Source organism: Curtobacterium sp. UCD-KPL2560 (assembly GCF_001705035.1).
Classification (GTDB): domain Bacteria; phylum Actinomycetota; class Actinomycetes; order Actinomycetales; family Microbacteriaceae; genus Curtobacterium.
The window spans coordinates 78,886-90,177 of the sequence record NZ_MCIG01000005.1; the positions used below are offsets into that span (position 1 = coordinate 78,886).

5 protein-coding genes and 1 pseudogene are annotated in these 11,292 nt (G+C 68.7%); 1 reads left to right on the forward strand and 5 read right to left on the reverse strand.

Annotation, left to right across the window (positions count from 1 at the left end; translation table 11 throughout):
* Positions 1 to 4 precede the first annotated feature (4 nt).
* The gene (locus tag BEP24_RS02950; protein ID WP_065960074.1) at positions 5 to 1,675 is read right to left on the reverse strand and encodes an ATPase, T2SS/T4P/T4SS family; all 1,671 of its coding nucleotides are present in this window, start codon (positions 1,673 to 1,675) and stop codon (positions 5 to 7) included.
* Positions 1,676 to 2,013: 338 nt separating this feature from the next.
* Here BEP24_RS02950 and BEP24_RS02955 point away from each other — a divergent pair, with 338 nt between their 5' ends.
* Positions 2,014 to 2,409 (forward strand): VOC family protein, encoded by a 396-nt coding sequence (locus tag BEP24_RS02955; protein ID WP_065960076.1) that lies wholly within the window; start codon positions 2,014 to 2,016, stop codon positions 2,407 to 2,409.
* A gap of 243 nt (positions 2,410 to 2,652) precedes the next feature.
* Here BEP24_RS02955 and BEP24_RS02960 read toward each other — a convergent pair whose 3' ends face one another.
* The 4 genes and pseudogenes from BEP24_RS02960 to BEP24_RS17945 all read right to left on the reverse strand — a co-directional run.
* Positions 2,653 to 6,534 carry a DNA-directed RNA polymerase subunit beta' gene (locus BEP24_RS02960; RefSeq protein ID WP_065960079.1) on the reverse strand — a complete coding sequence of 1,294 codons (3,882 nt, stop codon included), beginning with the start codon at positions 6,532 to 6,534 and terminating at the stop codon, positions 2,653 to 2,655.
* 47 nt (positions 6,535 to 6,581) lie between these two features.
* The gene (gene rpoB, locus BEP24_RS02965; RefSeq protein WP_065960081.1) at positions 6,582 to 10,070 is read right to left on the reverse strand and encodes a DNA-directed RNA polymerase subunit beta; all 3,489 of its coding nucleotides are present in this window, start codon (positions 10,068 to 10,070) and stop codon (positions 6,582 to 6,584) included.
* Between the two features lie 362 nt (positions 10,071 to 10,432).
* Positions 10,433 to 10,984, reverse strand: coding sequence for a hypothetical protein (locus BEP24_RS16810; RefSeq protein ID WP_141693331.1), 552 nt, complete (start codon positions 10,982 to 10,984; stop codon positions 10,433 to 10,435).
* Positions 10,985 to 11,202: 218 nt separating this feature from the next.
* Positions 11,203 to 11,292, reverse strand: a pseudogene (locus BEP24_RS17945) (spermine synthase); the annotation flags it as partial.

An 11,292-nucleotide genomic window follows, 5' to 3' on the forward strand; every position in this document is an offset into this window, starting at 1 on the left:
CCTGCTACGCGACGACGCGCAGGATCTCGTCGACGCTGGTCCGGCCCAGCAGGACCTTCTGCCAGCCGTCCTGTCGGAGGGTGAGCATCCCCTGCTCGCGGGCGACGCGGCCGATCTCGGCGCTCGAGGCGCGCGCGACGGCGAGGCGTTCGATCTCCTCGGTCACGGTCATCACCTCGTGCAGCGCGATGCGTCCGCGGTACCCGGTGTTCGAGCAGACCGCGCAGCCGACGGGGGCGAAGAACGGCGGGACCACGGCACCGTCGTCGGGCACGAGTCCGAGCGCGACGAGCTGGGCGGTCGGGACCTCGGCCGGCACCTTGCACCGGTCGCAGAGCCGGCGCGCGAGGCGCTGTGCCACGACCGCGTCGAGCGCGGACCCGACGAGGAACGGCTCGATGTCCATCTCGGTCAGGCGGGTGATCGCCGACGGCGCGTCGTTCGTGTGCAGCGTCGAGAGCACGAGGTGCCCGGTGAGCGACGCCTCGATCGCGATCTGCGCGGTCTCGTGGTCGCGGATCTCGCCGAGCAGCACGACGTCGGGGTCCGAGCGCAGGATGGACCGCAGGGCCGAGGCGAACGTCAGCCCGGCCTTGGGGTTGACCTGCACCTGGTTGATGCCCGCCATCCGGTACTCGACCGGGTCCTCGACGGTGATGACGTTGATCTCGGGCCGGGCGACCGCGTTGAGGGTCGTGTACAGCGTCGTCGACTTGCCGGACCCGGTGGGGCCGGTCACGAGGATCATGCCGTACGGCTTCGAGTAGGAGCGTCGGTACGCCTGCGCGTTGTGCTCGAGCAGGTCGAGGTCACCGAGGGACATCGACGTGTTCGTGTTGTCGAGGATCCGCATGACGACCTTCTCGCCCCACACGGTCGGCAGCGTCGCGACCCGGAGGTCGATCTGCCGGCCGCCGTGGCGCACGGACATGCGGCCGTCCTGCGGCTTCCGACGCTCGGCGATGTCGATGTCGCTCATGATCTTGAGCCGACTGATGACGCCGTTCTGGATCGTCTTCGGCGCGGGAGCCATCTCGTGCAGCACGCCGTCGATGCGGTACCGCACCCGCACCTCGTGCTCGCCGGGCTCGATGTGGATGTCCGAGGCGTGGTCCTGGATCGCCTGCGACACGAGCAGGTTCACGAAGCGCACGATCGGGACGTCGTCGAGCGACCCCGCGGCGAGGTCGACGCGCTCGTCCGCACGGGCGGAGGCTTCCTCCTCGAGGGAGGACGTCAGGTCGTTCAGCTCGTCGTCGGCCCGGAGGTAGCGGTCGAGCGCCGAGTGGAGCTCGCGCTCGTCGACCTGCACGGGCTTCACGGTGCGACCGGACGCGGCGCGGGCGTCGTCGATCGCGAGGACGTTCGTCGGGTTCACCATCGCGAGCACGAGGACCTCGCCCTCGAAGCCGATGCCGAGCACCCCGTGGCGGCGACAGAGCGCGGCCGGGAGCATCGACACCGCCGTGCCGTCCACCGGGTAGTCGGTGAGCGGCACCGTGCGCGAGTTCTGCGACGCGGCGCGTGCGGTGATGTACTGCGCCTCGCTCACGACGCCCTGGTCGACAAGGGTCTGGATGGAGCGTTCGTCGACGTCCTCGTCGCCGGTCATGGCGTCGAGGTGTTCGATCGGCAGGGCGCCGTTGAGGATGAGGATCTCGGAGAGCGTGGCCATGTACCCCGGGAACTCCTTCGGGTCGAGTTCGGGTCTGTGTGGTCGGCGCCGCGACGACGCGGCGCCCGTCCACGCTACGGTCGGCGGCACCCGCCCCCGCAGTCCCACAACGAGGGGGCGGCGGGGTGTCCGGTGTCCCCAGTGCTGGGGTACCGGTCGGTGTCCGGGTGGTCGCAGCGCTCCGTCCATGCCGAGAGCGTGCCGCACGCGAGCACGCACGCGGGTCCGCTCCGGCGCTGCTGTGGACGACCGCTGGCCCCGCACTGCCTGTGGAGGAAGGAAGCCCGGATCGACGGCAGACCCTCGACGCGTGCCACCCGCTGGAGACATGATGAGTCATGGACATCACGAGCGTGACCGTGGGGTTGCCCGTCACCGACATCGAGGCGTCCTGCCTCTGGTACGGCGCGGTGTTCGAGCGGCTCGAACCGGACCTCGAGCCCGAGGACGGCGTCGCCGAGTACGAGGTCGGCGGGATCTGGGTGCAGCTCTTCGTCGACCCGGACGCCGAGGACAACCCGGTCAGCCTGCGCTTCGGGATCGACGACGTCCGCGCGCAGCACGACCGGATCGCCGCGCTCGGCATCGACGTCGGCCCGGTCGGGTGCGTCGACGGCGCCGTCGACTGGTTCGACGTGCGCGACCCCGACGGCAACGTGCTCAGCCTGTTCTCGCTCGTCGACGAGACCGGCCGCGGGTCCGGACGCGACCGCGGGTCCGGACGCGCGGCCTGACGCCGCCTCGCGACCGGACGCGGTCCGACGCGACCACCCGACGGACGGGAGGCGCGGTGCCGGCCCGCACCGCGCCTCCCGTCCGCCCCTGGTCACCCCACGGCACCGCGGCGGCCCGCACAGGCGGGCGCCGGTCCGGCGGCGTCCCCGGCGCACGAGCAGGGCCCCACCTCCGTGACGGAGGTGGGGCCCTTCTCGTTCAGCGCGACGTCAGTCGGTGCGACGTCGGTCGGCTGGGGCGGTTCAGTTGTAGGTGCCCGGCGTGAAGTCGTCCGACGAGAAGCTGTCGAAGTCGACGAAGCTCAGGTCGGCGTCCGAGAACGAGGAGTCGTCGGCGAAGATGCGGTTGGGGTACCGCTCCGCCTTGGCTTCCTCGGTCGCGGCGACGTCCACGTCCCGGTACCGGCTGAGGCCCGTCCCCGCGGGGATGAGCTTGCCGATGATGACGTTCTCCTTGAGGCCGACGAGGTGGTCCTGCTTGCCCTCCATGGCCGCCTGCGTCAGGACGCGGGTGGTCTCCTGGAAGGACGCGGCGGACAGCCACGACTCGGTCGCGAGGGACGCCTTCGTGATGCCCATGACCTCCTGGCGGGCCGAGGCGGTCTTGCGACCCTCCTGCAGCGCCACCCGGTTGATCGCGTTGTAGCGCGACCGGTCGACGAGCTCACCCGGCAGCAGGTCGGTGTCGGCGTGGTCGACGACGGTGACCTTGCGGAGCATCTGACGGACGATGACCTCGATGTGCTTGTCGTGGATCGGCACACCCTGCGAGCCGTACACGTCCTGCACACCGTTGACGAGGTGCTTCTGGACCTCGCGCACACCCTTGACCCGGAGGACCTCCTTCGGGTCGACCGTGCCGGCGATGAACTGCTCGCCGAGCTCGACGTGCTGCCCGTCCTCGATGAGGAGGGTCGCACGCTTGAGCACCGGGTAGATGAACGGCTCGTCGCCGTTGTCCGGCGTCAGGATGATGCGACGGCCCTTGTCCGTGTCCTCGATCGTCGCGCGGCCGGGGGCCTCGGCGATCGGGGACGCGCCCTTGGGGGTACGAGCCTCGAAGAGCTCGGTGACGCGGGGCAGACCCTGGGTGATGTCGTCGGCCGAGGCCGAACCACCCGTGTGGAAGGTACGCATCGTCAGCTGGGTACCGGGCTCACCGATGGACTGGGCGGCGATGATGCCGACCGCCTCGCCGATGTCGACGAGGTTGCCCGTGGCGAGCGACCGGCCGTAGCACTGCGCGCAGACACCGACGGCCGACTCGCAGGTCAGGACCGAGCGCACCTTGATGCTCTCGACACCCGCCTCGAGCAGCGTGTCCAGCAGGACGTCACCGACGTCCGAACCGGCCTCGGCGACGACCGTGCCCTTCGCGTCCACGGCCTCGGAGGCCAGGGTGCGCGAGTAGACGGTGTTCTCGACGCGCGGGTCGCGGACGAGCTTGCCGTCGGCACCCACGGTCGCGATCGGCAGCTCGAGGCCACGCGTCGTCCCGCAGTCGTCCTCACGGATGATGACGTCCTGCGACACGTCGACGAGACGACGGGTCAGGTACCCCGAGTCGGCGGTACGGAGAGCCGTGTCCGCCAGACCCTTGCGGGCACCGTGCGTGGCGATGAAGTACTCCGCCACGGTCAGGCCCTCGCGGTACGAGTTGATGATCGGGCGGGCGATGATCTCGCCCTTCGGGTTGTTCACCAGACCACGCATACCGGCGATGTTGCGCACCTGCAGCCAGTTACCACGAGCACCCGACGAGACCATGCGGTTGATGGTGTTGTCGACCGGGAAGTTGTCGCGCATCTCCTGCGCGATCTCGTTCGTGGCCTCGGTCCAGATCTTGATCAGGTCGGCGCGGCGCTCCGCGTCGGTGATCAGGCCCTTGTCGAACTCGCCCTGGACCTTGGCGGCCTGGACCTCGTAGCCCGCGATGATCTCCTTCTTGCGAGGAGGCGTCACGACGTCGGAGAGCGCGACGGTCACACCGGAGCGCGTGCCCCAGTAGAAGCCCGCGTCCTTGATCCGGTCCAGCGCGGCGGCCGTCTCGGTCTTGGAGTAGCGCTCGGCGAGGTCGTTGACGATCGCGGAGAGCGTGCCCTTGTCGGTGACGCGCTGCACGAACGGGTAGTCCGCCGGCAGGGTCTCGTTGAAGAGCGCACGGCCCAGGGTGGTCTCGAGGAGGATCGACTGACCGACCTCGTAGCCCTCCGGCGCCTCACCCTCGGCGAAGTGGACACCCGTCATGCGGATCTTCACCATCGCGTTGAGGTCCAGCGTGTGCTGGTCCTTCGCCATGATCGCCTCGGCGACCGAGGAGAACGAACGGCCCTCACCGACGGCGCCCTCGCGGACGGTCGTCAGGTGGTGCAGACCGATGATCATGTCCTGTGCGGGCAGGGTCACCGGACGGCCGTCCGACGGCTTGAGGATGTTGTTCGAGGCGAGCATCAGGATGCGGGCCTCGGCCTGGGCCTCGACCGACAGCGGCAGGTGCACGGCCATCTGGTCGCCGTCGAAGTCCGCGTTGAACGCAGCACACACGAGCGGGTGGAGCTGGATGGCCTTGCCCTCGACGAGCTGCGGCTCGAACGCCTGGATGCCCAGACGGTGCAGCGTCGGCGCACGGTTCAGCAGCACGGGGCGCTCGCGGATGATCTCCTCGAGCACGTCCCACACCTGCGGACGCGAACGCTCGACCATGCGCTTGGCCGACTTGATGTTCTGCGCGTGCGACAGGTCGATGAGGCGCTTGATCACGAACGGCTTGAACAGCTCGAGCGCCATCTGCTTCGGCAGACCGCACTGGTGGAGCTTGAGCTGCGGGCCGACGATGATGACCGAACGGCCCGAGTAGTCGACGCGCTTGCCGAGCAGGTTCTGGCGGAAACGACCCTGCTTGCCCTTGAGCATGTCGCTCAGGGACTTCAGGGCGCGGTTGCCGGTACCCGTGACCGGACGACCACGACGACCGTTGTCGAACAGCGCGTCGACCGCTTCCTGCAGCATGCGCTTCTCGTTGTTCACGATGATCTCGGGGGCACCGAGGTCGAGCAGGCGGCGGAGACGGTTGTTGCGGTTGATCACACGACGGTAGAGGTCGTTGAGGTCCGACGTGGCGAAGCGGCCACCGTCGAGCTGCACCATCGGGCGCAGCTCCGGCGGGATGACCGGCACGACGCCGAGCACCATCGCGGCCGGCGAGTTGCCGGTGGCGAGGAAGGAGCTCACGACGCGCAGACGCTTGATCGCACGGATCTTCTTCTGGCCCTTGCCCTCGGCGATCTGCAGCCGCAGCGCCTCGGCCTCGGCCGCCAGGTCGAAGGCCTCCAGGCGCAGCTTGATCGCCTCGGCGCCCATGTAGGCGTCGAAGTAGATCCCGAAGCGGTCCTGGAGCTCGTGGAACACGGCGTCCTCGGGCTTGAGGTCGCCGACCTTGAGGTTGCGGAAGTCCTCCCACACGCGCTCGAGGCGGGTGATGTCCTCGTCGAAGGACTTGCGGACCTGGGACATCTCCTTCTCGGCGGTGTCCTTGGTCCGGCGCTTCACGTCGGCCTTGGCGCCCTCTTCCTCGAGCGCTGCGAGGTCGTCCTCGAGCTTCTTGAGGCGGTCGGCGATGATCGAGTCGCGCTGCCCCTCGAGGGTCTTGATCTCGAGGCGCATCTCGTTCTCGAGGCCGGGCATGTCGGCGTGACGGCCCTCCTCGTCGATGTCGATGATCATGTACGCCGCGAAGTAGATGACCTTCTCGAGGTCCTTCGGTGCCATGTCGAGCAGGTACCCGAGGCGCGACGGGACGCCCTTGAAGTACCAGATGTGCGTGACGGGCGCGGCGAGCTCGATGTGGCCCATGCGCTCACGACGGACCGAGGACTTGGTGACCTCGACGCCGCAGCGCTCGCAGACGATGCCCTTGAAGCGGACTCGCTTGTACTTGCCGCAGGCGCACTCCCAGTCGCGGGACGGACCGAAGATCTGCTCGCCGAACAGACCGTCCTTCTCGGGCTTGAGGGTGCGGTAGTTGATGGTCTCCGGCTTCTTGACCTCGCCGTACGACCACTGACGGATGTCCTCGGCGGTCGCGAGGCCGATCCGGATGGCGTCAAATGACGTTGCTTCGAGCAATGTTCTTCTCTCTTGCTGAGTTCGAAACGTGTTCGGTACGGGCCGGATCAGATGTCGTCGACGGACGACGACTCGAACCGCGAGGAGATGTTGATGCCGAGCTCTTCCGCAGCGCGGAACACCTCGTCGTCGTTGTCGCGCAGGCTGACCGCCTGGCCGTCGGCCGAGAGGACCTCGACGTTCAGGCAGAGCGACTGCATCTCCTTCATGAGGACCTTGAACGACTCCGGGATGCCGGGCTCCTGGATGTTCTCGCCCTTGACGATCGCCTCGTAGACCTTCACGCGGCCGAGGATGTCGTCGGACTTGATCGTCAGGAGCTCCTGGAGGGCGTAGGCGGCGCCGTACGCCTCGAGCGCCCACACCTCCATCTCACCGAAGCGCTGTCCACCGAACTGCGCCTTACCACCCAGCGGCTGCTGCGTGATCATCGAGTACGGACCGGTCGAACGGGCGTGGATCTTGTCGTCGACCAGGTGGTGCAGCTTGAGGATGTACATGTAGCCGACCGAGACGGGCTCCGGGAACGGCTCGCCGGAGCGGCCGTCGAAGAGCTGCGCCTTGCCGGAGGAGCCGATCAGGCGCTCCCCGTCGCGGTTCGGGAGCGTGCTGTCGAGGAGGCCCTCGATCTCGCGCTCGTACGCACCGTCGAACACCGGGGTGGCGACCTTCGTGCCGGGCGCCGCGCTGTGGGCGGCCTCGGGGAGGGCGGACGCCCACTCCTGGATGCCCTCGACGTTCCAGCCCTGCTTCGCGAGCCACCCGAGGTGGATCTCGAGGACCTGGCCGAAGTTCATGCGGCCGGGGACGCCGAGCGGGTTGAGCACGATGTCGACGGGGGTGCCGTCGGCGAGGAACGGCATGTCCTCGACCGGCAGGATCGTCGAGATGACGCCCTTGTTGCCGTGACGACCGGCGAGCTTGTCACCCGCGGTGATCTTGCGCTTCTGGGCGATGTAGACGACCACGCGCTGGTTGACACCGGAGCCGAGCTCGTCGTCACCGTCCTGCGAGTCGAACACCTTGACGCCGATGATCGTGCCCTCTTCACCGTGGGGCACCTTCAGCGAGGTGTCGCGCACCTCGCGCGACTTCTCGTTGAAGATCGCGCGCAGCAGGCGCTCCTCGGCGGAGAGCTCGGTCTCGCCCTTCGGCGTGACCTTGCCGACGAGGATGTCGCCGGGGCGCACCTCGGCACCGATGCGGATGATGCCGCGCTCGTCCAGGTCGGCCAGGAGGTCCGGGCTGACGTTGGGGAGGTCGCGGGTGATCTCCTCCTTGCCGAGCTTCGTGTCGCGGGCGTCGACCTCGTACTCCTCGATGTGGATCGAGGAGAGGGTGTCGTCCTTCACGAGGTTCTGCGACAGGATCATCGCGTCCTCGTAGTTGTAGCCCTCCCACGGCATGAACGCGACGAGCAGGTTCTTGCCGAGCGCGAGCTCGCCGTTCTCGGTCGCGGGACCGTCGGCGATGACCTCGCCCTGCTCCACGCGCTCACCGGCGGAGACGATGACGCGGTGGTTGTAGCTCGTGCCCTGGTTGGAGCGGTCGAACTTGCGCAGGTAGTAGGTCTGCGTCCCACCCTCGTCGAGCCGCAGGGTCACGGCGTCGGCCGAGACCTCGGAGACGACACCGGCCTTGTCGGCGGTGACGACGTCACCGGCGTCGATCGCGGTGTAGCTCTCCATGCCGGTGCCGACGAGCGGCGACTCGGAACGGAGCAGCGGGACGGCCTGACGCTGCATGTTCGCACCCATGAGGGCGCGGTTCGCGTCGTCGTGCTCGAGGAACGGGATGAGCGAGGTCGCGACCGACACCATCTGGCGCGGCGAGACGTCCATGTAGTCGACCTCGTCCTTGCCGACGAGCTCGACCTCGCCGCCCTTCTTCCGCACGAGGACCTTGTCGTCCGCGAAGTGGAAGGAGTCGGTGAGGGGCGCGTTCGCCTGGGCGACGACGAAGTCGTCCTCCTCCGACGCGGTGAGGTAGTCGATGGTCGTGGTGACCTGACCGTCCACGACGCGGCGGTACGGCGTCTCGATGAAGCCGAAGGAGTTGATCCGACCGAACGACGCGAGCGAACCGATCAGGCCGATGTTCGGGCCTTCCGGGGTCTCGATCGGGCACATGCGGCCGTAGTGCGACGGGTGGACGTCACGGACCTCGACGCCGGCACGCTCACGGGACAGACCACCCGGGCCGAGGGCCGACAGGCGACGCTTGTGCGTCAGACCCGCGAGCGGGTTGTTCTGGTCCATGAACTGCGACAGCTGCGAGGTGCCGAAGAACTCCTTGATCGCGGCGACGACGGGTCGCACGTTGATCAGGGTCTGCGGCGTGATCGCCTCGATGTCCTGCGTGGTCATGCGCTCGCGGACGACGCGCTCCATGCGGGACAGGCCGGTGCGGACCTGGTTCTGGATGAGCTCGCCGACGGCGCGGATGCGACGGTTGCCGAAGTGGTCGATGTCGTCCACGTCGAGGCGCAGCTGGACGGGCTGGCCGTCACGCACGCCGTCGAAGGTCGTCTTCTCGGCGTGCAGCGAGACGAGGTACTTGATCGTGCGGACGATGTCCTGCACGGTCAGGACCGAGTCGCTGAGCTTCGCGTCGATGCCGAGCTTGCGGTTGACCTTGTAACGACCGACCTTGGCGAGGTCGTAGCGCTTCGGGTTGAAGTAGAAGTTGTCGAGGAGCGCACGCGCTGCCTCGGCCGCGACCTGCTCGCCCGGACGGAGCTTGCGGTAGATGTCCTTGAGCGCCTCTTCCTTCGTCAGGACGGCGTCCTTCTCGAGGGTCGACTCGATCGAGGCGAAGCCCTGGAACTCCTCCATGATCTCTTCGCTCGTCATGCCGAGCGCCTTGAGGAAGACCGTGACCGACTGCTTGCGCTTGCGGTCGATGCGCACGCCCACCTGGTCGCGCTTGTCGATCTCGAACTCGAGCCACGCACCGCGCGACGGGATGATGCGCGCGGAGTAGATGTCCTTGTCGGACGTCTTCTCCTGCTGGCGCTCGAAGTACACGCCCGGCGAGCGGACGAGCTGCGAGACGACGACGCGCTCGGTGCCGTTGATGATGAACGTGCCGCGCTCGGTCATGAGCGGGAAGTCGCCCATGAAGACCGTCTGCGTCTTGATCTCACCGGTCATGTGGTTCATGAACTCGGCGTTGACGTACAGCGGAGCGGCGTAGGTCTTGCCGCGCTCCTTGCAGTCGTCGATGGAGTACTTCGGGTCCTCGAGCTCCGGGGACGTGAACGAGAGCTGCATCGTCTCGCCGAGGTCCTCGATCGGGGAGATCTCCTCGAAGATCTCCTCGAGGCCGGAGTGCAGCGCGAGGTCGGTGCGACCCTGCTCCTGCCCTTCGGCGAGACGTGCCTTCCAGACGTCGTTGCCGACGAGCCAGTCGAAGCTCTCCGTCTGGAGTGCGAGCAGATCCGGAACCGTGAGGGTGTCCGTGATCTTGGCGAACGAGAGTCGCGAGTGGTTGCGACCGTTCTTGGGGTTGGTGGATGCGTTGGGCGCAGCAGCCAAGGGTGTGACCTCCGGTAGGCCCCGTCGGGCCGGTACTGACGAGCAGCACGTAGGTGAGTGGATTGATCGCTCGGCGCGACCCCGGGTGACCACCGCCGTACCAGGCAGGACACGTCCGGCCGGTACACGGCCGCACGAGTGGACCTGTGCGATGATCGGTGAGCTGATCCCGCCGCCATATACGGGATGGGCTGACCAGGGCGCGTGTTCGACCGCAATATGACGACACACGGATGCCAGGGAGCGCGAACTGTCATCATAGGTCGCCCCTGTGCGCGCTGTCCAGTCCTGGCTTGACCGGATTCGGCGATGGCGTGTATAAGCCCGCAGACCGCTCGGGTGTTCCCGCCTGTCGCCTGGTCTCAGCCCTCTTGTCGCACCTCCAGCGCACGCCGCACGCGCTGCGCGTCGTCGGTCCGGACGAACGTCACGCGACCGCGGTCGTCCGTGATGCGCACCCCCCGGCCCGGCGTCAGCAGGAGCGCGCGGACGCCCCGGCCGAGACGCAGCCCGACACCGCCGAACGTCGTGGCGTCCGCCTCGACGACCGCGACCGCCGCGATGCTGCGGCGGGCGATGTGCCGCGGCGGCAGGGGTCGGAAGCGCAGCACCACCTCGGTGTCGGTCACCGCGATCCCGGTCCGCGCGAGCAGCAGCAGCGCACCGGTGACGAGCGCGACGACGCCCGGCACGAGGAGCGCGACCTCGGGGGCCTCGCCCGGCCAGTCGAGGACGGCCGCGGTCAGCGCACCGCCGCCGAGGAGCAGGACCGCGCCGACGACGCGCATCCAGCGGGGTGCGGTCTCGCCGTGCGTGCGCACGGCGGCGGGCGTCGGCCGGGAGGCGCGGGTCGCCCGGGTGGGTCGGCCCACGCGGGCGGGTCGGAGCGTGGGCACGCTCAGGGTGTCGGTCATCGGGTCCTCCTGCGGACGGTCCGGGGAGCGTGCCGCCGGTGGGGTCGGCGGGACCGACGGCCGGGTCGGGTCCGTCGGCGCGTCGGGACCGCCGGGTCGGTGGTGGCACGCGTGGTGTCGGTGCCTCGTCGCACGCCGGGCGGCGTGCGACGAGCGCACACCGACGACGGCTGCCCGGGGCGTGCCGCGGGGGGGGTGCACGGGTGCCGGTCGGGCGGCTTGCCGAGGACCTCGCGGGCGTCGCCGTACCGCACCCGGATCGAGGCGCCGCGGGGGAACGGCAGCTCCTCGCGCACGTGGTCGACCAG